Source organism: Oceanobacillus jeddahensis (assembly GCF_000750635.1).
Taxonomy (GTDB): domain Bacteria; phylum Bacillota; class Bacilli; order Bacillales; family Amphibacillaceae; genus Oceanobacillus; species Oceanobacillus jeddahense.
Genome location: NZ_CCDM010000003.1, coordinates 286,280 through 308,857, shown reverse-complemented (window position 1 = coordinate 308,857; position 22,578 = coordinate 286,280). Strand labels below are relative to the sequence as shown.

Sequence of the window (22,578 nt, the reverse complement as noted above, 5' to 3'; positions counted from 1 at the left end):
GTATAGAGAATACACTACACAAGGATGTTCAAATTGAGCATGTATTTTAAACAAAGGACAACTATTTCACAACAAAGAGGAGGAGCATTGCACATGGGGTTACAAACAAAATTTGAAGTAAGAGGCGATGTACTGATTGTGCGTATGGAAGGTGAATTGGATCATCATGAAGCTGAAGGTTTAAGGGATACATGGAAGGATTGGATTTATATGCATTCCATTAAACATATCATCTTAAATCTAAAGGGAGTAAGTTTCATGGATAGCTCCGGATTAGGAGTTGTTTTAGGACGTTATAAAGAGGTTGTGCAATTAGGGGGAGAAATGGTTCTTTGTTCTGTAGCTCCTTCCCTGCATCGTCTTTTTGATATGTCAGGTTTTTTCAAGATTATTCGTTTAGAGGAAAATGAAGAACGTGCACTTCAAGGCCTGGGGGTGACATCATGAGAAATGAAATGTCTTTTTCTTTTTCAAGTATAAGTGAAAACGAAGCATTTGCCAGAGTAGCCGTCGCATCCTTTATTACACAGCTGGATCCGACGATGGAGGAATTAACAGAAATTAAAACGGTTGTCTCGGAAGCTGTAACTAATGCGATTATTCATGGTTATGGAAGTGAGCCACATCATAAGGTCTATATTGACTGTGTGTTATATGACGGGGAAATAGAATTGACGATCCGTGATAAGGGACAAGGTATTTTAAATGTTGATGAAGCAAGAGAACCTTTATTTACATCAAAACCAGAAATGGAACGATCCGGCATGGGTTTTACAATCATTGAAAATTTCATGGATACCGTGGAAGTCATTTCTGCTCCTGAAAAAGGGACTTCCGTTTATATGAAGAAGCAATTATCCAAATCAAAAACGGTATATAATTAGGGCATCTATCGTGAATATTCATAAAACGGAGGAAAGAGAGCAGCTTTCCAATGAACAAGTAAAGAAAATGATCCGGTTAAGCCAATCCGGTGATAATGAAGCTAGAGAAGAGCTTATCCGTCGAAATGTTCGGCTAGTCTGGTCTGTTGTTCAACGGTTTGTCAATCGTGGTTATGATCCAGATGACTTATTTCAAATTGGTAGCATCGGGCTGATCAAAGCAGTGGATAAATTTGATTTGTCCTATAACGTAAAATTTTCTACCTATGCCGTGCCCATGATTATTGGGGAGATACAACGCTTTATTCGTGATGATGGAAGTGTGAAGGTCAGCCGTTCCTTAAAGGAAATGGGAAATAAAATTCGCCGTAAACGGGAGGAAATGGCGAAAGACTTAGGACGTTCGCCATCTATTAATGAACTGGCGGAAGCTTTAGAGTTAGATCCAGAGGAGATTGTGCATGCACAGGAGGCAGCAAAATCACCTCAGTCCATCCATGAAACAGTCTATGAAAGTGATGGAGACTCCATTACTTTATTAGATCAAATCGCGGAACAGGATTCCAGATGGTTTGAGAAATTATCCATCCAAGAAGCGGTCCGCTCACTTACTGAACGGGAAAGGTTAATCATTTACTTACGCTATTATAAAGACCAGACACAGACGGAAGTAGCGGAACGGCTGGGAATTTCTCAAGTACAGGTTTCCAGGCTGGAGAAAAAGATTTTAGAAGATATGAAAAAAAATATGGATACTGGCTAATAACTCGAGCTTATTTGTGTGAATAACACAGATAAGCTCGAGTTATTTTTAAGAAAGGATAAAATTTCGAGGAGGAAAAATACAGAAGAAACGTATTAGTACCTAAGTCAACAACATGGTGTAACCTTTCTTAGTCCATATAAAAACACCTATTTTACATGGAAATATTGTAGCGTAATAAAAATACGAAAGATCAAGCGAACCTGAATTTTGTTTTTCTAACCAAACGATTTGTATTTAAAGCTTATAATTTGCTTCCTTTTAACAAATACTAACGGTTAAGCAAATCAAGATAAAGGTGTGATGGATATGACGGAGATTGTTTATATAAGAATGCGCAAAAAAGTAATCCTTGAACAATGGCAAGAACTCAAATTAAAAGATATTGCTTATATATCCACGCATGCAACTAAGAAAAATTCGCTTGAAAATACACTTATTTACCGCTTGTCTAAAAAAGATAAAAATATTTTAGTGATTGACAGCTTTTTAGTGATTGACCACCTTACCAATGAATATCCAAATGTTGAATTTCAACTGCTTGGTCCGGAGCAAACCCTTATAAAAATCGAACCACGAAAAAAACCGACACATCCAGTGATTATTACATTCGTCTGGCTGCTCTTATTTGTCGGTTCTGCAATGACGATTATGAATTTTCATTATGATGTAAGTATGCAGCCCGTTCAGCAAAAACTGCATTTTATCCTGACCGGGGTAGAGAACGAATATCCTCTATGGATTCAAATACCTTATTCTTTAGGACTTGGGTTAGGTACGATTCTTTTTTTTAATCATTGGTTTAAAAAACGATTTAACGAAGAGCCAAGTCCGTTAGAAGTAGAAATTTTTAACTACCAACAGGATTTACAGCAGTATATTAATACGATGGAAAATGAAATGAATGATCCAAGAAATTCTTCTTAATATCCTGCAAATTTTTATTGGTTTCAGTGGTGGTATTGCTGTTGGTGCAGGGTTTGTTGCTTTTATTACTGTATTAGGGATTATCCCAAGACTGATTCAATTAAGTAAAACAGAGAAATATGTCAAAGCATATGGGGCTGCAGTAATTATTGGAATGTTGGCAGGAGCTTATTTTTCTTTTGCACCTATTTCGACATCACAATCTATTTTTGCATTAATTCTTTGGGGAGCTTTGCACGGCATTTTTAATGGAATGCTTGCTGCAGCATTAACAGAAGTGTTAAATGTTTTCCCTATCCTTACGCGGAGAATAGGAATGGAAGAATATGTCATTTTATTTATGATGGCATTGATGCTGGGTAAAGTTTTTGGTTCGTTATTTCAATGGATTTATTTTGTCCGTTAAAGAAGATAAGCAATCATTTTACACTTTGAAAATATAATGTATTTAAAAAAATATAGCAGGACATGGCTTAGTATCGACGTTGTTCATATGATGTGATCGTTTTTAATCAATGAGAACACAACGAAGGTTTTCTCCTAAAGACTTGTACTTATGTGAAAGCGAGGCAAAGAAAGTAATATATACTTTCAAAGCTCCATTTAATGATTACCGATTTTTCTTTATACAAAAGGAATGCATGAAAAACTACGGATTTAAAGCATATCGGAATCAGCGCACCTGAGTGAATCCTAGTTTTCTAAAAATAAGTATTTAAATAATGAATAAAGTTACAAAATGCCAAGCTCAAAAACAGTGTATTGTACCTGACTAACTTTTGAAATTCTAATATATCCCAACAAACAGAAGGTGATCACATGCAGACAGATAAGAAAAAAAAGATTTCTATTTCTCCTCATATTGAAGATACGTATGCATATATGAAAAAGAGAGTAGGTCTAGAAGAATCGTATGATTTGGGGTATAGGGAAACAGTGGTCTTGAATCAACGTATTCAGATGTATTATGTAAATGGTTTAACAGATACATCCGTTGTACAAGAAATTTTAAAAGTAATGGTTGAAATCAATGACAATGAATCGGAAAGTAATAAGATTGGAGAAATCATTGAGAATAGGTTAGTCCATCAGCAAGTGGAGCATGTTCATACCATGGATGAAGCTGTTGATGAGGTGTTAAGCGGACTTATTGCTGTATTTATTGACGGAAAAGATTATGCACAAATTATTGATGTGCGTAATTATCCGGGAAGAACACCGGAAGAACCGGATACAGAGAAAGTCATTCGTGGTTCAAGGGACGGCTATACAGAAAATATTGTAGAAAACACAGCGCTTACCAGGAGACGTCTGCGCGACGAAAAATTGCGGAATGTCATGTTAAAAGTTGGTGAACGTTCGAAAACAGATGTTTGCCTTACTTTTATTGAAGGTGTAGCTAACCCGAACTTAGTAAAATACTTAAAAGATTTAATTGAAAAAATTGAAGTAGATGGCTTATCGATGTCCGATAAATCATTGGAAGAATTTATATTAGTAAAGAAATGGAATATTTACCCTTTAGTCCGCTATACGGAAAGACCAGATGTAGCGACAAGTCATTTATTAGAAGGCCATGTCATTATTCTTGTTGACACATCTCCTAGTGCTATTATTGTTCCAACAACATTTTTTCATCATTTACAACATGCTGAAGAATATCGACAAGTACCCACGATTGGTACATGCATCCGATTTATTCGATTTCTCGCTGTGCTGGCAGCTTTATTTTTATTACCAACTTGGCTATTGTTTGCGGTTGAACCATCTTTCTTGCCAGATAAATTAAGCTTTATTGGACCTAATGATGAAGGAAATGTCCCGATAACCGTTCAGATTATTATAGCAACCATAGGGATTGAATTCTTAAGAATGGCAGCGATACATACTCCTACTCCTTTATCGACAGCGATGGGGTTAATCGCAGCTGTTTTAATTGGTGAAATAGCTATTGAAGTCGGATTATTTTCACCAGAGGTAATTCTGTATATTTCGACAGCTGCTATCGGTAACTATGTAACGCCAAGTTATGAATTAAGTGTTGCAAATAAGGTCGTCACCATTATTCTGGTTCTGGCTGTCGGTTTATTCGGATTTCCAGGATATATGATTGGAATTACACTTTATATGTTATTTATTGTTCAGATCAGATCATTAAGAACACCTTATATGTGGCCTCTGCTTCCTTTCAATTTACAAGCAATCAAACATATAATATTTCGTATACCCGTTCCAAATTCGAAACATCGTCCAAGTATCGTACATCCACGAAATAACTATCGACGGCCTTAAAGGATTTACTCGATGTTTTGCTTCTGCAGGGGATGTATGCAAACCGATACAAATAAATTATAATACGTTGGATACAGTTTATTTGCCCACTGAACATATTTAAGGACTGCAAAATCAATGAGAGCAGTCCTTATCCATTTATTTATACTTTCATTATTTACTGTATTATGTTAAAGTATTTAATTATTTAAACAATGGGGGAAAGAGAATGATACTTGATGCACACCCCTTTCACGTAAACACAAAGGGACATTTAGAAATTGGTGGTGTAGACACCATTGAATTAGCAAAAAAGTATGGAACACCTTTATATGTCTATGATGTTGAAATGATTCGAAATCATGCGAGGTCTTTTGTTCAAGCGTTTCATGAAGCAGGAGCTGCTGGTAAAGTTGCGTATGCAAGCAAGGCTTTTTCAACAATTGCCATGCTCCAGGTCGCAAAACAAGAGGGCTTATGCTTAGACGTTATTTCTGAAGGTGAATTATATACAGCGCTTCAGGCCGATTTTCCAACTGAAAGAATTCATATGCACGGCAATAATAAAAATGAACAAGAAATTGCGATGGCAGTAGAACATGAAATAGGCTGTATCGTTATCGATAATTTTCATGATATTGAATTATTAGATCAAGAACTTTTAAATCAAGAAAAAACAATGGATGTGTTATTTCGGGTTACCCCTGGTGTGGAATCAAAGACCCATAAATATATTATGACTGGAAATGAAGATTCTAAATTTGGCTTTGATCTGCAAAATGGTCAAGCAGAGGATGCTTTAAAAAGAGTGTTGGGACATCCGAGAATTCATGCGAAAGGTCTTCACTGTCATATTGGTTCGCAAATATTTGAAACAAACGGTTTTCGTGCAGCAACAGATATTCTTTTTGCTAAATTGGAAGAATGGAAACAGAAATATCAATTTGAATCAGAGGTTTTAAATTTAGGTGGAGGATTTGGCATTCGTTATACAAAAGATGATCAGCCGCTTCCGTTAGCTGAATATGTAAAAGATATGATTGATAGCGTAAGAGAAAATTGTAATAAATACAACATGAAATTCCCAGAAATTTGGATTGAGCCTGGCCGGTCTATAGTAGGTGATGCAGGAATTACATTATATACAATTGGAGCAAATAAGAAAATTCCTGGCGTGAGAGAATATTATTCTATTGACGGTGGAATGACGGATAATATTCGTCCGGCTTTGTATCAATCAAAATATGATGCTGTTATTGCAAATCGCGCGGAAGCAAATCCAGAAAAAGAAGTATCGATCGCCGGGAAATGTTGTGAATCTGGTGACATGCTTATTTGGGACTTACCGGTACCTCGTATTGAAGATAAAGATATACTGGCTGTGTTCTCAACAGGAGCTTATAATTACTCTATGGCTAGCCATTATAATCGTTTAACAAAACCTGCTGTTGTTTTTATTGAAGATGGTCAGGATCATCTTGTTGTCAAGAGAGAAACGTATCAAGATATTGTGAAAAATGACTTATCTTATGATGGAATAAAGAGCTTTACTTGAGCTAAATAAGTGGTAAAATAAAGTATAATTGTTTTTAGAAGGAGATTTGTCGAAATGAAAAAAGGTTATATTGAAATGGAAAATGGTAATAAAATTGAATTTGAATTATATCCAAATGAAGCTCCAGGAACAGTAGCTAACTTTGAAAAATTAGCGAATGAAAAATTTTATGATGGATTGACTTTCCATCGTGTCATTCCTGGTTTTGTCAGCCAAGGAGGCTGTCCAGTTGGTAATGGTACAGGTTCCGCTGGATATACAATCAAATGTGAGACAGAAGGAAATCCGCACAAGCATGAGGAAGGTTCTTTATCGATGGCACACGCTGGAAAAGATACAGGAAGTTCTCAATTTTTTGTTGTGCATGAACCGCAACCGCATTTAGATGGTGTGCATACAGTTTTTGGAAAAGTAACATCTGGTGTTGAGCATGCAAAAGCAATGTCTAATGGTGATGTGATGAAAGAAATTCGTGTGGAAGGTTAATCTTGTTTTTTCACGAAGGAGTATTTTCAGTGAACTATTTTGAAGGGCATTTATTTGTGAATCAATGTTTTACGTAAATTTTAAAATGATGCTTTTCATTATATTGGAAATACGTTATACTTTCAGAGTAAATACTGATTTAAGAGGATTACCATACAAGAAATTAATGAGGGGTAATTATGTTAATTCGCTTTAAAAGAAACTTAGAAAAGATTGCTATGGGTTTATTATCATTCATGCCTGAGGAAAAAGATGTAAAGAAACTGCAAGAAACCATTCGTGAATATGAAGAAAATGATAATTTGCATTTGCATTTGTGGAAAGAAGGCGATGATGTCCTTGGAGCAATAGGTGTACAAATTTTGGATAATAATCAATTGGTGATTAACCATCTTACGGTGAATCCTTCACATAGAGATCAAGGGATAGGATCACGAATGATTGCGGAAATTCATCGTATTTATTCGAATAAGTATGATATTGTGCCTTCTGAGAACATTAAATCCTTTTACGAGAAAGCAAAGGATGATTATAAAAGCCAACCCTGATACGGGTTGGCTTTTCCTTCGTTGTAATTTCTATTTATTTCAACTGTATTTTAGTACCAAGCTGCTCCTACAATTACTAATAAAATAAATAGTACAACGATTAAAGCAAATCCACCTGCGTAACCACCAGAATAACCACTCATTTTATTTCCTCCTTTTTAGTTCAATCCATAAATGTTTTGTGCTAACATTTATATTACGTTATAACTTATGTAAGCTGAGCAAAGAGTGTATGGGCTCTTGCAATAATATTTTAAATACTTTTTAGGATAACGGTAAATAATACATTTTTTTAGTAAGCTTGAGAGGAATTAAAGCGATGATGCACGGATATGAAGTTAAATTAGAAAAATTTGAAGGACCGTTAGATTTGTTGCTTCATTTAATAAATCAATATGAAATCGATATTTACGATATTCCAGTTGCCCAGATTACGCAACAATATATGGATTATATTCACACGATGCAGCATTTGGAATTAAATATTGCCAGCGAATATCTGGTAATGGCATCAACACTGCTGGCAATCAAAAGCCAGATGCTTCTTCCTAAACAAGAATTTGAGGAAGAAGAGATGGATGAAGCATATATGGAGGACCCGCGTGAAGAGCTAATGCAACGTTTAATTGAATATCGAAAATATAAAGAAGCTGCAGAAGCATTAAAAGAAAAAGAAGCAAAGGAACAACAAGTATATACGCGTTCTCCAGTCGTTTTTGATTTTAAAGATGTTCCAGTTGAAAATGTGAATGCAGGGAATGCGTCTATTTTTGATATGATTGATGCCCTAAAAAAAATGATGCAGAGAAATCAATGGAAAGAGCCGCAAGATACAGTTATCGAGAGAACGGATATCCCGATAGAAAAACGGATGGATGAAGTTCTAGAGCAGGTTAAAAGCAGTAAAAATGGGGTTGCATTCCATACTTTGTTTCCTGTCCCAACGAAATCATATATTGTAACAACATTTGTAGCTATTTTAGAGTTAATGAAAAAAAGAGAAGTATATGCAATGCAAGAAAAACATTTTGAAGAATTATTTGTTTATAACATGGAGGAGTCATCGTGGAATTAGATTATTTAAAAGGAGTTGCGGAAGGTTTACTATTTGCTGGTGGAGATGAAGGAATAACTGTAAGCGAGCTTAGTAATGTCCTTGATATCTCCTTAGATGAAGTTCGGCACCTTATTGATGAACTTCAAACGGATTATAAAGAGCAGAATCGTGGATTAATGATCCTCAATGCTAATGGGATGCTTAGCTTAACAACGAAACCTGATCACAGTGATTATTTTAAGAAATGGGTGATTCAACCTAAGCCCAATAGAATGTCCCAAGCAGCTTTAGAAACATTAGCTATCATAGCATATCAGCAGCCTATAACGCGGGCAGAGATTGATGAAATTCGAGGCGTCCGCAGCGAGAGACCATTGCAAACATTGGTATCCCGGATGTTAATAGAAGAATGCGGAAGGAAGGAAACAGTCGGCCGCCCAACGCTTTTTAGAACAACAAAGGAATTTCTTACTTTTTTCGGTTTATCCACGCTTGAAGAATTGCCGGAATTAGATAGTTTCTTCGATTCTGAAACCGACGCATCCGATGTTGACTTATTTTTCGACCGATTCCAGGATGAATAAATAAACAGAGCTGATAAGTAAGTTATTTAATAACTTACTTATCAGCTCTGTTTATCGCAGTGTGAGGGGCTGAGGCTGCGATTACTCGCTCCACCGAAAACCATTGCGATTACTCGTCCCATCGTCAAGATCTGTGCGTCGAAAAACCCCCACTGAATGAAGTTTTGTTTTATTTCAGAGAAGTCTTAAAAACCGGATTCGCTCATTTAAGCGAATCTGTTTTTTTCTAATCTTCATCATACATAATAGCTTGTTCCTCACATATAAATAAACCAGAAGTATTTAATGGACTGGCTGGCAGAGAAAAAAGGTCGAAATAAAGCTGTCTTTTGTGAGGAGGAGCCAAACTGATGCGTTTTATAATATGTATCGTCATCATCATCTTTAGTTTTTTGTCATTCCCAATACATGGACATGCTGCTGTGAATGTTTCTGCACAGCATGCCATTTTGATCGAACAATCATCTGGTAGAGTTTTATTTGAAAAAAATGCTGATGAAGCAACATCGATTGCAAGTATTACAAAGATAATGACAGCAATTATTGCAGTGGAGTCCGGGAAAATGAATGAAGAAGTGACGGTTTCCCGAGATGCGATTTATACAGAAGGTTCGTCTATTTATTTGGAGCAGGGCGAAAAAATGACGTTAACGGATTTAGTGTACGGACTAATGCTTCGTTCAGGAAATGACGCTGCTGTAGCAATTGCTGAGCATGTGGGTGAAAGTGAAGAGGGTTTTGTTTATTTAATGAATGAAAAAGCTAAATGGTTGGGGATGGAAAATACACATTTCGATAATCCACATGGGCTTGATTCAGATACACACTATTCCAGCGCTCATGATATGGCAATACTTATGCAATATGCTATGGAAAACCCTATTTTCCAAGAGATAAGTGGAGCAACCAGTTACCTTTCTGAAAACAGGTCTTATCATTGGCAGAATAAAAATAAGCTTCTAACTTATTTTTATGAATATTGTACAGGTGGTAAAACTGGCTATACAAAACAGACAGGACGAACACTCATCACGACTGCTGAAAAAAATGGAATGGAGTTAATCGCAGTGACATTGGATGCTCCAGATGACTGGCAAGACCATATTTCCATGTTTGAGTGGGGGTTTGATCAGTTTGAAATGAAAGAAATCGATATGAATGGAGAGGCAATAACGAACGGGGGAACATCGAAAGACACTGTCCGTGTGCCATTATATAAAAATAAGCAAGACAATTGGGCAAAAGATGTTTATCTGAAACAGAATATACCGGCGCTCCGGACAAGCAATGCAGATGTCAATACACACGAGAGTAACGATAAAGAAGATTTGATGCATACCGTAATGCATGTATTTCATTCGATTCTAAGGTGGGATACACATGATTAATTGGATATGGATTTGTATGGCTGCTATCGGAATTATTTATGCGATGTTTTCAGGAAATATGGAGGCAGTGAACGAAGCTATTTTTGAAAGTGCTGCCCAGGCTGTTACCTTAGCTATCGGACTAATTAGTATTTTAGTATTTTGGTTAGGGATGATGCGCATTGCTGAAGAAGCTGGAATTTTACGGGGACTTGCAAAGCTTTTTCGTCCGATTATTTCGAAAATATTTCCAGAAATACCAAAAGATCATCCAGCGCTAGGCTATATTTTATCGAATTTAACTGCAAATATGTTTGGCCTGGGTAATGCCGCCACTCCTTTAGGGATTAAAGCGATGGAGGAAATGAAGAAACTCCATAACAATTCTGATACTGCTTCTCGTTCGATGATTACGTTTCTTATTTTAAATACCACTGGTTTAACCTTAATCCCTACAACTGTTATCGGAATTAGAATGCAGTATGAATCTGCTTCTCCAACGGAAATTGTTGGCGTTACTTTGCTTGTTACAGGTATAGGTACCATTGCTGGATTAGCTATTGATCGATTATTTTATTATAAAAGTACCTGGAGGAAATCATAATGGGGTTGATCAGCTTACTTAGTATTTGGATAATACCTTGTTTTATTTTAATTGTTATGATAGCAGCGAGTATTCGTAAATTACCTGCATACGATTTGTTTGTAGAAGGAGGAAAAGAAGGCGTAAAAACAGCTGTTTCTTTGCTTCCTTTTTTAGTAGGGATGATTACTGCTATTTCGATATTGCGAAGCTCAGGAGCTTTAGATGCATTTGTTAGTTTAATAGCCCCGCTTCTGGATTTCATCGGATTTCCTGCAGAGGTTTTGCCTCTTGCACTCATTCGCCCGATTTCTGGAACAGCAGCGTTGGGGATGACAACTGAAATTATTGCAACCTATGGCCCGGACTCATTTATTGGCAGACTTGCTTCCGTTATGCAAGGAAGTACCGACACCACTTTATATGTTCTAACGATTTATTTCGGTGCAATAGGGATTAAAAAAATTCGTTATGCCTTGCAAGCTGGTTTACTAGCTGATTTAATTGCTATACTTGCAGCTGTGTTTCTTGTTACAATGATGTTTGGATAAATAAGCTGTTTACAATTCTTAACCCCTTCTTAGAAGTGCAAAAATATATTATGCTTTCCTAACATGTAAAATAAGGCTATGATGAACATATGTGAAAAATTATATTTCATCATAGGCTTTATTACAGCATAGGAAAGCATAAAGAAAACTTGGCATTCGTTAAAGGGAGACTTAAAAGCGTATTATGCTTTCTTAGTATCCCTTATACTCTTGAGTACAAGCCTTTTGCGAATGCCTTCGTTGGGACTGGGGCTACGATTACTCGTCTCATTAAAAGAACTGCACTTACACTTTATTCCTTGAATTCTTTATACATTCTTAAAGTGTAAAAAAGCAGCGAATGAATAGAACCCTGGAACCAGATATAACATTGTATCCATTTAGGGAAAAATAAAAGAAAAAGATAGGAGATTTATATGTCGAAGCAGGAAGAAAGATTACAAAAAATTATTGCTCAAAGTGGAGTAACATCAAGAAGAAAGGCTGAGCAGTTAATTCTGGATGGAAAAGTAAAAGTAAATGATAAAATCGTAACAGAAATGGGAGTAAAAGTTACCTCTAATGATAAAGTAGAGGTAGATGGTGTTCCACTTGAAAAAGAAGAATTTGTATATTATTTATTGTATAAACCTAAAGGAGTTATCTCCAGTATCAAAGATGACAAAGGCAGAAAAGTCGTTACGGATTTTCTTCCAGAAGTAGAAGAACGTATTTTTCCGGTTGGGAGACTGGATTATGATACGTCCGGACTCTTACTTTTAACAAATGATGGTGAATTTGCCAATCAGTTAATGCATCCAAGTAAAGAGATTAATAAAGTATATGTGGCAAAAGTCAAAGGTATTCCTCATAAAAAAGATTTGTTAAGATTACGTAAAGGTATTCAATCAGATGGTGAGAAACTAAAAGCTGTAAATGTTAGTATGATATCTAACGATAAAGATAAGAAGACATCTATTATTGAATTAACCTTACATGAAGGTAAAAATCGACAAGTACGAAGAATGTTAGAAGCGATTGATTTTCCGGTTATGAAGTTGAAACGTGAGCAATATAGCTTTTTAACATTACATGGATTAAATGCTGGTGAATATAGAGCATTAACGCCGAAAGAAGTCAATCAACTTCGGAACATGTCCACAAAATTGTAAGATAATATTCAAATTTAAACGCTTTAGTCAATGTTATAATGGTTTGGAAAGGGGGACGGGAAATCATGAGCAAAGAAGAAAGAGATATTCAAAAACAAAAAAAGAAACGGAATCGCTTGATTTATCGTTCTTCTATTTTAGCTGTTTTAGTCGGTGCAGTCATTTTTGCGTTAGTTTCGAATTCACAAGACGATGATGAAATATATCGTTCTGGTGATGCTGCTCCTGATTTTCAATTAACTCAAGTGAATGAAGCATTTGATGAGGATGTAACACAGCTTAGTGATTTAGAAGGAAAAGGGGTTATGCTGAACTTTTGGGCAACATGGTGTGGACCATGTAAAGAAGAAATGCCATATATGCAGGAATTATATCCGGAATATCAGGAAAAAGGCGTTGAAATTGTAGCGGTTAGTCTAGATAGTACAGAATATGTGATTGATAATTTTATTGAAGAATATGGATTGACTTTCGCTATTCCTCATGATACGAATGCTGACGTCAGAGACTTATATCGAATCACTCCTATGCCGACAACTTTCTTTATTAATCCGGATGGAACAATAAACGAAATTGTTCAAGGGGCGTTGACATTAGATCGACTAGAGGGGCATTTAGACGCAATCACACCGGATGCATCATGATATCCATGAGAATGGGGGCAGACAATGAATAAAATAAAATGTGAATGCGGCCACACTAACCCTGAAGGCACCGTATTGTGTGAAGCGTGCGGAAAGCCGGTAGAAGGGAATCAGCATATTGATGGAAATGATGATAAAAAGCTGTTAAATATGCGCTATGATGGCAGTGCCCGCCGTTCACAAACGTATCGAAAATCAATTATTGATAAAGTTTGGAGCTTCTTCTCCTCTGTAAAAGTAGGGGTATGGCTAATCGTACTGGCATTAATTGCTTCTATCTTTGGTACGATATATCCGCAAGAGCAATTTATACCACAGGACGCTGTATCAAGAGATCCAGCAATTTTTTATGAGGAAACGTATGGTATATTAGGATTAATGTATTATCAACTTGGATTTCATCATATGTATAGTTCTTGGTGGTTTATCACTTTAATTGCGTTAATAGGTATATCGCTGGTCATTGCCAGTTTAGACCGTTTTATACCACTTTACCGGGCATTAAGAAACCAGAAGCCTAAAAAACATAAGAAGTTTTTATCCAGACAGCGATTATACAGTGAATCAACTAACGTAGACGATACTGATGTAGACAAGCTGGTAAAGCGATTAAAGGATTCCAGATATAAAATAACAGAAGAAAATGGTCATATTTTAGCGGAGAAAGGCAGATTTTCAAGGTGGGGCCCTTACGTTAACCATATTGGTCTCATTATTGTATTACTTGCAGCTATTTTACGTACGACACCTATCATGTTCTCTGAAAATTATATGTGGGTTCGTGAAGGGGAACAGAGAGTTATTCCCGGCACAAACAACCAGTATTACATAGAGAATAAAGAATTTATTTTGGAGACCCATAATGGAGAGGAAGATGATGGTTTTCAGGAAGGTTCTATGGAAGATGAGATCGCAACTAATTTTCAGACCGATGTTGTTATTTATGAAGCGCAAAATGCCGATGTTGTAGGCGCCGAACCAGAGTTGGAACCAATCCTTGATTATTCGATTCAAATGAATAATCCGGCAAAATTTGATAAATACACTTTATATCAACAAGGGTATCAGTTAAATGAATTTGAAAATATGACCTTTTATATTCATGAAACAGATGATGAAAACGAAGAATCCTTAGGATCTTTCACAATTGATTTGAACAACCCAGAGCGGGTTTATGAATTAGATAGCGGCTTTCAGGTAGAATTAACCAATTATTATCCGGATTATGTTATGTCAGAAGAAGGAACTCCGACTTCGGAAACAGACTACCCTCGGAATCCGGCATTTGTAGTGACAGTATATCCTCCCGGCTCAGATGAGGGAGAGGTCAGCTTTCTTGGAATTGGGATGAATATTGATGCTACCGGAGAGAATCAATACAATGTAGCGATTGATGATGTAGAATTTAGGAATGTCAGTGGGATTACCGTAAGCTCAGACCGCACACTTCCGTTCTTTTTTGTTGGTGCTATGATCTTTATGATTGGTGTTATCCAGGGAATGTATTGGCAGCACCGCCGGGTATGGATCAATAAACAAAAAGATAATACAGTTCTGATAGCAGCACATACAAATAAAAACTGGTATGGAATTAAACGCGATATTGAAAAAGCTGTGGAAGGTACAAATGTTACTATGGTTAAAGACCAGCAGGAGTTAGATGATTGAATAAGAAATGGTTAAGAAAGGATTGGAGGTAAGTGAATGGGTTTATACAGTGTTAGTAGTACCGCCCTGCTCATTGCTTTTCTTTTATATTTAGTCGCAACCTTCTTCTTTGGAGGAGCGATTCGGGAAGATAAAAAGGAACGCCATCAAAAAACAAAAGCAGGAACCATTGGTTTAGTGATCACAATTATTGGCTTTGTTTCTCAAATTGTTTACTTTATTACAAGGTGGATGATGACTGGCCATGCACCTGTAAGTAATCTTTTTGAGTTTACAACTTTCTTAGGGATGTCGATGATTTTTGCATTTATCATTATTTACATCTACTATAAAACAGCATTTTTAGGGGTATTTGCTTTACCATTGGCAACGATTATTATTGCATATGCAAGCATGTTTTCATCCGATGCAGCGCCATTGGTAGCGTCTTTACAAAGTTATTGGCTCCCTATACATGTTTCAACCGTTTCTTTGGGACAGGGGATTCTATTTATCAGCTTTGTTGCTGGCTTAATGTACTTAATTCGTCAGATTGACCAAACAAAGGCTACGTTACGAAATACGATGCTTGAGCTTGTAATTTATTGTATCTTTTTATTTATTGGATTTATTGCTATTACAAGTTTATTTAATGCTTTTTCTTATCAAGCTACCTTCGAAGTGGAAAGAAATGGACAGCAAATTATGGCAGAATATCATCTTCCGCCAATTGCAGCACCGCAGGATAGTACCTTATTATCTGAGAATGTAATGTCCCCTTGGTTTGAAGCGCCAGACTGGATGCATGGTGATGAAGCTGGCAGAAAATTAAATACCGTGATCTGGTCCTTCTTTGGAGGCACCCTTATTTATGGCATTGCCTTTTTAATTTCTCGCAAGCGGATTGGAAAAAGACTCCAACCGCTTCTCAAAGGTGTTAAACCGGATATGCTGGACGAAATCATGTATCGCTCCGTTGCTATTGGTTTCCCTGTCTTCACTTTAGGTGGATTAATTTTCGCAGCAATTTGGGCTCAAATTGCCTGGGGAAGATTCTGGGGCTGGGATCCAAAAGAGGTTTGGGCATTAATTACCTGGTTCTTTTATGCAGCATTCTTGCATTTACGGCTTTCCAGAGGCTGGCACGGGGAAAAATCAGGCTGGCTCGCAGTTGTTGGTTTTGCGATTATTATGTTTAATTTGATTGTAGTAAACCTGGTACTTGCAAGTTTACACTCTTATGCATAATTTGAATCGCAAAGAGAACGTAGAGAGAATGTGCAATGAAAAGAGAATTGTTATCAACCAGTTGATAGCAATTCTTTTTTCTATGAAGACACTCTAAACGTCAAACCCCATTAAAAAAGCTAGGATGCTCTTAATTCCTTAACTTTTCAAACGTGTTCGTTTATAATGCTAATTAGAGTTGAAATGAGGAGTGAAATGTAAATGAGTGAAGCACAGAAACTATTAGTGGTAGATGATGAAGAGAGAATTCGACGTTTAATAAAAATGTACTTAGAAAAAGAAGATTTTGAAATAGACGAAGCAGCAGATGGAAAAACCGCGTTAGAAATGGCTTTGCAAAATAATTATAATGCTATCATTCTAGATATTATGATGCCGGAAATGGATGGTATTGAAGTATGCGAAGCGTTAAAGAAAGAAAAAGATACACCAGTCATTATGTTAACGGCAAGAGGTGAAGAATCAAATCGTGTACAAGGTTTTGAAGTAGGCGCAGATGATTATATCGTGAAACCATTTAGCCCAAGAGAAGCTGTGTTGCGCGTTAAAGCGATATTGCGTAGAGTGTCTAACTTGAATTATCAGCAATCGGATACCACGGCCAAAAATTTATTAGTATTTCCACACTTAACCATTGATCATGATGGGCACCGTGTTACAGCTGATAATCAGGAGGTCAGCTTAACTCCAAAAGAATACGAACTGCTTTGCTTTTTAGCGAATTCACCAGATAAAGTATTTAACCGAGAGCAATTATTAAAGGAAGTATGGCAGTATGAATTCTTTGGTGATCTGCGTACAGTAGATACTCATGTGAAGCGTTTACGGGAAAAATTAAATTCTGTTTCTCCAGAAGCTGCGAAAATGATTGTGACGGTTTGGGGAATCGGCTATAAATTTGAGGTTGAACAAGACTAATGTTTTGGAAAAGTGTTGTAGGAAAATTATCATTAACAATTCTTTTATTAGTTTCTTTTGTTTTATGTGTATTAATGTTCTTTTTAATGCAGTTTTTTGAAAACTACCATATCCAAGAAGCAGAAAATGATATGTCACAAATGTCTGCGAAGATTTCTTCATTGGTTGATTCGGATTATGATTCAGAATTTATTGAGGATGCGACAGAGATGCTGAGAGACCCTTCTAGCCGTGTTGTTATTTATTATGCTGATGATGAACAATGGATTTCTGGCACAGAGGATACAGATTTGACTTTTATTAATGAATCATGGATATTAAACGACGAAGAGGCCCAGGAGTTGACTGATCAAGTTACATCTCAGAGCTCACAGGGGTTTGTTGTAAATGATAATGAGGTTATTTCTGTTGGATCTCCTTTAGAAAATGGAGGAGCTGTATTCGTTTTTAAGTCGCTGGACATGATTAATGAAACAAGGGATCAGACAACCAAGCTGATTTTACTAAGCGGCGGAATTGCGATTCTATTAACAACATTTTTTGCTGTATTTTTATCATCACGAATTACAGCACCACTGATTAAAATGCGGGAAGCTGCTTATAATCTGACTCGTGGTGAGTTCAACACAAAAGTACCTGTTTTAACCCGGGATGAAATTGGCGATTTAGCAGTCGAGTTCAACCGGATGGGCAATCAGCTCAATTATCATATTCAAGCTTTAAGACAGGAAAAAGAACAATTATCTAGCATTGTAAGCTCAATGGCGGATGGCGTCTTTACATTAAACAGAGATGGTGAAATTATTGTGATCAATCCACCTGCTGAAGCTTACTTAGATAATTGGAATTACGAGCATAAACAGAATGAAGAAAAAGAAAGACAGCTTCCAAAGGAACTCAAAGACGCGCTTAATGAAGTTATTGCGGAGGAAAGAGCTGTTCTAAAGGAATCTGTTGTACAAGGCAGAAACTATGTGATGCTTGTTACTCCTTTATATGATGAATCTCATGTCCGCGGCTGTGTTGCTGTTATCCGCGATATGACGGAAGAACGTCGTCTCGATAAATTGCGGAAGGACTTTATCGCAAATGTTTCGCATGAGTTACGGACGCCTATTTCTATGCTCCAGGGATACAGTGAAGCGATCGTCGATGATATTGCGGATACAAAAGAAGATAAGAATGAATTGGCTAAAATAATTTATGAAGAATCACTCCGGATGGGCAGACTGGTTAATGAATTACTTGATTTAGCGCGGATGGAAGCAGGGCAAATTCAGCTTCATGTTGATTCTGTTGCTGTTCAGGCGTTTATAGAGCGGATTGTCCATAAGTTTCAGGGGATTGCCCAGGATAATGAAGTCGAACTTTCTTTAACATTGGATATGCATGAACAAATTGGAGAAATGGATGCAGACCGGGTTGAACAAGTATTGACCAATTTGATAGATAATGCCATCCGCCACTCGGAGAAAGGCGGAAAGGTAGAGGTCCATGCTCTAAGCAATTCAGATTTCCTTCATGTTGAAGTGGAGGACAACGGCAGCGGTATCCCGGAAGAGGACTTGCCATTTGTTTTTGAACGTTTTTATAAAGCAGATAAATCAAGAGTGAAGAAAGAGAAGCAGGGAACTGGTTTAGGTCTGGCGATTGCCAGAAATATTATTGAGGCGCATCAAGGGAAAATCCAGGTAAGAAGTAAGCTTGATTTTGGCACAACATTTAGTTTTGAAATACCTATGAAACATTCCTAAAAAATGCTAAATATGATAATATAACAATATATATAAAATACCAATCAGAGAGATGGGGAATGAAAGCATAACAGCTTGAGTTAGACTTCCGTATAGAAATTTCTGTTTATGTACATCCTATTTATGGATGTCTATACATCGTAGTATTGTAGACAGCTTTCTCCCCGTTTCTCTCAGATTTCCTACTTCTAAGGAAAGCAGCTGAATTGGACATGGTATGTATATATGATGCCATTTCAGCCTGTTAACTTAACAGGCTTTCTTTATGCTTTGGAAGCAGATCATGAGAGGAGATAAAACATGAATAAGTGGTTAAAGTTTTTTAGTATAGTGCTGCTGTCCTTTGTTTTTCTTGCAGCATGTGGTAATGGTGAAGATGCGGAAGAAAACGAAAACTCAAATACATCTGTCAGCACTAATGAATCCAGTGGCGAAGATCAAGAACTTGCAGAAGATGAAGTACGTTTGACGATCACAATTGATGAAGGCAATCAATACGTCTCAGAAGAAATCGTACAGATTGAAGAAGGGGACATTCTGTTAGATGTAATGAAGGATGCTTTTTACGTAGAGGAAGACAGTGGTTTCATTACTTCTATTGAGCGTGTATCTGATGATGAAGACGAAGGAAAATACTGGATGTATTTTGTAGATGGTGAATCTGCAGCAGTTGGAGCTGGAGAATATGAACTGAATGGTGAAGAAGAAATTACATTTGATTTACAATCGACGGAATAAAAATGAACACATATAAGCTAACGTTACTTGCATTGCTCGCAGCTCTGGCGGTAGTAGGCAGGTACGCATTACAATTTATCCCGAATGTCCAGCCCATTACGGCAATTATTATTTTAACAGGTGTATTTCTTGGACCGCTATCGGCTCTTATATTAAGCATATTATCAGTATTCCTTTCAAATATGCTTCTTGGGATGGGGATTTGGACTGTCTGGCAAATTGTTGTATGGTGCTTAATCGGTTTAACTGCTGGAACCATCGGGGTTGTTTGGAAAAAGGTTCCATTAATCTTTATTATACTCTTTTCTGTATTTAGCGGTTATTTTTACGGCTTGATTATTTCCTTAACAACATATCAAGTAACAGGACATTTCTGGCCTTACTATTTGGCCGGACTCCCTTTTGACACAGCTCATGCTATTGGTAATGCTGTGTTTACTATTCTTTTGTACCCATTACTACATGTTTTATTTCAAAAATATGCGAAAAATAGATTTCGAATGAAGTATTAACGATGTGCTTTTTCTAAAATGTTTTCTTCAAGAACATCAGAAAAGACCATTAATCAGCGGACTTTTTTGAGGTTCTTTGTCTATGCTTTTTCCTGTATCAGACCGATGTAACAATAATAAAGAAAATACACGTCGCTACACTAGCTGCCCTGAATATAACAGAAGTTTCGAGTAATCTGGGGAAAGAGTATGAAAATCCAATTATCATTAAAACGATGAAAGCGTATGCTTTTTTCTTATCACCTATTAAAAATGAAGAAAGGATAGCAAATCCTAAAGCATAGGATACAAACATGATTATATATATCGTTTTATAATAATTATTTCACGGATTAAAATATATTTCTTGATTAGTCATGTGAATATTATAATTTTATTATCTGTTTCCCCGTGTATCTATGTGATAAATATTTGATGAATAAAAATCGTTATCCCTCCTGTGTATTTTTCCCATTTGCATTTTTCATTGCAAGCTTTTTAAACCCTGCATATACAAACATTCATCCATTCATGATATACTTTTCTATGAAAATAATATGAAATTTTACGATATGAACAATAGGAGTTAAGCGAATGACTGCATTTTTAACCTACGAAGAAATTATGCTTAAATGTGAAGAAATAAATAAAAAATATGAAATTAAACAGGAACGTTTTGATGAAGTAATTGATTGTATCTTGGATGAGGAAGAAATGTCAGCTGATGATAAGATTGCTAAAGCATTCGTTCAGTTACTTCAGGCAGTGAGTGAAGAAATTAATGATATGGAATCTACAGCTAATCTTACACCGACTTGTCAGATGGGCTGTGCTTTTTGCTGTTACTTTCCAATAGTTATAAATAAAATGGAAGCAAAGCTTATAAAAGATGCCATTTCTAAAATGCCTGGAGACAGGAAGCATTTTATTGAAGACCACCTTATTCAATACAATGAAATGTACAGCGAAAAAATAGAACGTTTAGGTAACATGGATTTGGCTTCTGATTCAGATGCAAAATATAAGTACAAAAAAGAGCATCTTCCATGCCCGTTTTTGAACTTGGAAACAAGTGCTTGCATGATTTATGAGGTACGCCCCATACCATGCAGGACATATGTGAATTATACAAACCCTGCCGTGTGTTCGGATAATGTCATGCCTAAAGAAACCATCAGCTATGAATTTTTATATCAGGAATACATGAGTGCAATTAATGAATTATTACAGTATTTATTCGAAAATGGAAAGATAGAGAAAATCGATTATCCAGGGGATTTATACCAGGATGATTTATTAATAAATTGGGTGAAAGAAGCTGTTCAATAAATAATCTTTCATAGGGTGTTTAAGTAAGAATGGTGGTGTCAAGATGCTTTTCCAGGGAATTCTGATTGATTGTTTTCAAAAAATAAAACAAGAGCGCACCTCTTCTAGTATTTATAACCTTTTAGTTGGAAAAAAAGCTATTCAAACTATACAGGATGCCAGATTTTATCATATCGCCAGTTACTACGGCATTTACCCCGACTTAAAGAAAGAGGATTATCATCAACAGCTTCATCAACTGCTAGAGAAGGATTATTTACAGGAAGGTGAGAAACAGAAGCTGCACATAACAAAAAAAGGGGAAGCTTGGCTTGTATCCAATAAAGAGTATTTAAACGGGTTTGCTGGATCAACATATAAAAATAGAATAGAGCCTTTTAAGCAACGATTACTGCTTTTTATTCAGACTTTTACCAACACCTCTAAGAATCAGTTTCGATTCATACCTATTACGGATAACCATGAAATTGAGCAGTTTATTAAAGGTTTTTATAAGCAGTATAAGCACCGTTCGATAGAAGTGTTGCAACAGCTTTATAAGGAATTAGAAAATGCTTTATCCAGATTAACTGACCTTGAAGCTTCTATGTTTGTTGATCGTATAACCAGCTATTATTCTTATGGAAGCAGTTTGCAGCAGCTTTCCCAGGACTACCAGCTTTCTATTCCGGATTGTTATTTAACGCTGCAGAAAACATTTTATCATTTGCTGCGTGTACAGGAAGATGATACAAATTATCCGATGCTTCAGGTTTTCGCAAAAAACTTGCGTGCTGCTGATACGCCATTGAGCCAGACAGCACAATTTACACTTCGCTTAATGCAAAAACAGTACTCATTTGAAGAAATGATGCGAATTCGTCGGTTAAAGGCAAATACGATACAGGATCATTTAGTGGAGATTGCCATGCATAAGGAAGATTTTCCTTTTTTTGATTACTTGAATTCTGCCATTTATGAAGAAATCAAAGAAGTTGTACAAACAAAGCAATCGTATCGTTTAAAAGAAATAAAAAATGATGTCCATCCAGATATTAGTTATTTTCAAATTCGCTTGGCATTAGTGTTATATAATAAGTAGG

General features: G+C 36.4%; 25 protein-coding genes. 24 read left to right on the top strand and 1 reads right to left on the bottom strand.

Annotated features, from left to right (window positions below; translation table 11 throughout):
- Positions 1 to 93: 93 nt before the first annotated feature.
- The 9 genes from spoIIAA (at position 94) to BN986_RS14885 (ending at position 7,434) form a co-directional block, all read left to right on the top strand.
- The gene (spoIIAA, locus tag BN986_RS14925; protein WP_040981496.1) at positions 94 to 447 is read left to right on the top strand and encodes an anti-sigma F factor antagonist; all 354 of its coding nucleotides are present in this window, start codon (positions 94 to 96) and stop codon (positions 445 to 447) included.
- Positions 444 to 884 carry an anti-sigma F factor gene (gene spoIIAB / locus BN986_RS14920; RefSeq protein ID WP_040981494.1) on the top strand — a complete coding sequence of 147 codons (441 nt, stop codon included), beginning with the start codon at positions 444 to 446 and terminating at the stop codon, positions 882 to 884. Before spoIIAA ends, spoIIAB begins: the two co-directional genes overlap by 4 nt.
- A 10-nt stretch (positions 885 to 894) precedes the next feature.
- The gene (sigF, locus tag BN986_RS14915; RefSeq protein ID WP_052400820.1) at positions 895 to 1,647 is read left to right on the top strand and encodes an RNA polymerase sporulation sigma factor SigF; all 753 of its coding nucleotides are present in this window, start codon (positions 895 to 897) and stop codon (positions 1,645 to 1,647) included.
- A gap of 309 nt (positions 1,648 to 1,956) precedes the next feature.
- Positions 1,957 to 2,574 (top strand): stage V sporulation protein AA, encoded by a 618-nt coding sequence (locus BN986_RS14910; protein WP_040981490.1) that lies wholly within the window; start codon positions 1,957 to 1,959, stop codon positions 2,572 to 2,574.
- Positions 2,552 to 2,980 carry a stage V sporulation protein AB gene (locus BN986_RS14905; protein WP_040981488.1) on the top strand — a complete coding sequence of 143 codons (429 nt, stop codon included), beginning with the start codon at positions 2,552 to 2,554 and terminating at the stop codon, positions 2,978 to 2,980. Before BN986_RS14910 ends, BN986_RS14905 begins: the two co-directional genes overlap by 23 nt.
- A 413-nt stretch (positions 2,981 to 3,393) precedes the next feature.
- A complete protein-coding gene (locus tag BN986_RS14900) occupies positions 3,394 to 4,866 on the top strand; it encodes a spore germination protein (RefSeq protein WP_040981486.1) in 1,473 nt (490 codons plus the stop codon).
- 208 nt (positions 4,867 to 5,074) lie between these two features.
- A complete protein-coding gene (lysA, locus tag BN986_RS14895) occupies positions 5,075 to 6,400 on the top strand; it encodes a diaminopimelate decarboxylase (protein ID WP_040981484.1) in 1,326 nt (441 codons plus the stop codon).
- 54 nt (positions 6,401 to 6,454) lie between these two features.
- Positions 6,455 to 6,886 (top strand): peptidylprolyl isomerase, encoded by a 432-nt coding sequence (locus BN986_RS14890; RefSeq protein ID WP_040981482.1) that lies wholly within the window; start codon positions 6,455 to 6,457, stop codon positions 6,884 to 6,886.
- Positions 6,887 to 7,065: 179 nt separating this feature from the next.
- Positions 7,066 to 7,434: a GNAT family N-acetyltransferase gene (locus BN986_RS14885; RefSeq protein WP_040981481.1), complete on the top strand. Its 369-nt coding sequence runs from the start codon at positions 7,066 to 7,068 to the stop codon at positions 7,432 to 7,434.
- A gap of 50 nt (positions 7,435 to 7,484) precedes the next feature.
- Here the strand turns inward: BN986_RS14885 and BN986_RS14880 are convergent, their stop codons facing one another.
- Positions 7,485 to 7,577, bottom strand: coding sequence for a YjcZ family sporulation protein (locus BN986_RS14880; protein ID WP_040981479.1), 93 nt, complete (start codon positions 7,575 to 7,577; stop codon positions 7,485 to 7,487).
- Positions 7,578 to 7,753: 176 nt separating this feature from the next.
- Between BN986_RS14880 and BN986_RS14875 the strand changes: the two genes are divergently transcribed.
- The 15 genes from BN986_RS14875 to BN986_RS14805 all read left to right on the top strand — a co-directional run bounded on the left by BN986_RS14875 (position 7,754) and on the right by BN986_RS14805 (position 22,577).
- Entirely contained in the window at positions 7,754 to 8,509 is a 756-nt protein-coding gene (locus BN986_RS14875) for a segregation/condensation protein A (RefSeq protein WP_040981478.1), read from the top strand.
- Positions 8,500 to 9,075 (top strand): SMC-Scp complex subunit ScpB, encoded by a 576-nt coding sequence (gene scpB, locus BN986_RS14870; protein WP_040981477.1) that lies wholly within the window; start codon positions 8,500 to 8,502, stop codon positions 9,073 to 9,075. The genes BN986_RS14875 and scpB overlap by 10 nt, the downstream gene beginning before the upstream one ends.
- Positions 9,076 to 9,425: 350 nt before the next feature.
- Positions 9,426 to 10,463, top strand: a complete 1,038-nt coding sequence (locus BN986_RS14865) for a D-alanyl-D-alanine carboxypeptidase family protein (protein WP_074435686.1) — start codon at positions 9,426 to 9,428, stop codon at positions 10,461 to 10,463.
- On the top strand, positions 10,456 to 11,046 hold the full coding sequence (locus tag BN986_RS14860) for a nucleoside recognition domain-containing protein (protein ID WP_040981475.1): 591 nt from the start codon (positions 10,456 to 10,458) through the stop codon (positions 11,044 to 11,046). The genes BN986_RS14865 and BN986_RS14860 overlap by 8 nt, the downstream gene beginning before the upstream one ends.
- Positions 11,046 to 11,576, top strand: coding sequence for a spore maturation protein (locus BN986_RS14855; RefSeq protein ID WP_040981473.1), 531 nt, complete (start codon positions 11,046 to 11,048; stop codon positions 11,574 to 11,576). The genes BN986_RS14860 and BN986_RS14855 overlap by 1 nt, the downstream gene beginning before the upstream one ends.
- A gap of 416 nt (positions 11,577 to 11,992) precedes the next feature.
- A complete protein-coding gene (locus BN986_RS14850; protein ID WP_040981472.1) occupies positions 11,993 to 12,727 on the top strand; it encodes a pseudouridine synthase in 735 nt (244 codons plus the stop codon).
- 65 nt (positions 12,728 to 12,792) lie between these two features.
- Positions 12,793 to 13,371 carry a thiol-disulfide oxidoreductase ResA gene (gene resA / locus BN986_RS14845; protein WP_040981470.1) on the top strand — a complete coding sequence of 193 codons (579 nt, stop codon included), beginning with the start codon at positions 12,793 to 12,795 and terminating at the stop codon, positions 13,369 to 13,371.
- 24 nt (positions 13,372 to 13,395) lie between these two features.
- Positions 13,396 to 15,039, top strand: coding sequence for a cytochrome c biogenesis protein ResB (resB, locus tag BN986_RS14840; RefSeq protein ID WP_040981468.1), 1,644 nt, complete (start codon positions 13,396 to 13,398; stop codon positions 15,037 to 15,039).
- A 36-nt stretch (positions 15,040 to 15,075) separates the two neighbouring features.
- Positions 15,076 to 16,266 (top strand): c-type cytochrome biogenesis protein CcsB, encoded by a 1,191-nt coding sequence (gene ccsB / locus BN986_RS14835; protein WP_040981466.1) that lies wholly within the window; start codon positions 15,076 to 15,078, stop codon positions 16,264 to 16,266.
- 201 nt (positions 16,267 to 16,467) lie between these two features.
- Positions 16,468 to 17,184, top strand: a complete 717-nt coding sequence (locus tag BN986_RS14830; RefSeq protein ID WP_040981464.1) for a response regulator transcription factor — start codon at positions 16,468 to 16,470, stop codon at positions 17,182 to 17,184.
- Positions 17,184 to 18,938: an ATP-binding protein gene (locus BN986_RS14825; protein ID WP_040981462.1), complete on the top strand. Its 1,755-nt coding sequence runs from the start codon at positions 17,184 to 17,186 to the stop codon at positions 18,936 to 18,938. Before BN986_RS14830 ends, BN986_RS14825 begins: the two co-directional genes overlap by 1 nt.
- A gap of 300 nt (positions 18,939 to 19,238) precedes the next feature.
- Positions 19,239 to 19,676, top strand: a complete 438-nt coding sequence (locus BN986_RS14820; protein ID WP_040981460.1) for a DUF4430 domain-containing protein — start codon at positions 19,239 to 19,241, stop codon at positions 19,674 to 19,676.
- Between the two features lie 2 nt (positions 19,677 to 19,678).
- On the top strand, positions 19,679 to 20,188 hold the full coding sequence (locus tag BN986_RS14815) for an ECF transporter S component (protein ID WP_040981458.1): 510 nt from the start codon (positions 19,679 to 19,681) through the stop codon (positions 20,186 to 20,188).
- Between the two features lie 573 nt (positions 20,189 to 20,761).
- Positions 20,762 to 21,496, top strand: coding sequence for a YkgJ family cysteine cluster protein (locus BN986_RS14810; protein ID WP_040981455.1), 735 nt, complete (start codon positions 20,762 to 20,764; stop codon positions 21,494 to 21,496).
- 43 nt (positions 21,497 to 21,539) lie between these two features.
- Positions 21,540 to 22,577 (top strand): YpbB family protein, encoded by a 1,038-nt coding sequence (locus BN986_RS14805; protein ID WP_040981453.1) that lies wholly within the window; start codon positions 21,540 to 21,542, stop codon positions 22,575 to 22,577.
- The last annotated feature ends 1 nt before the right edge of the window (position 22,578 follow it).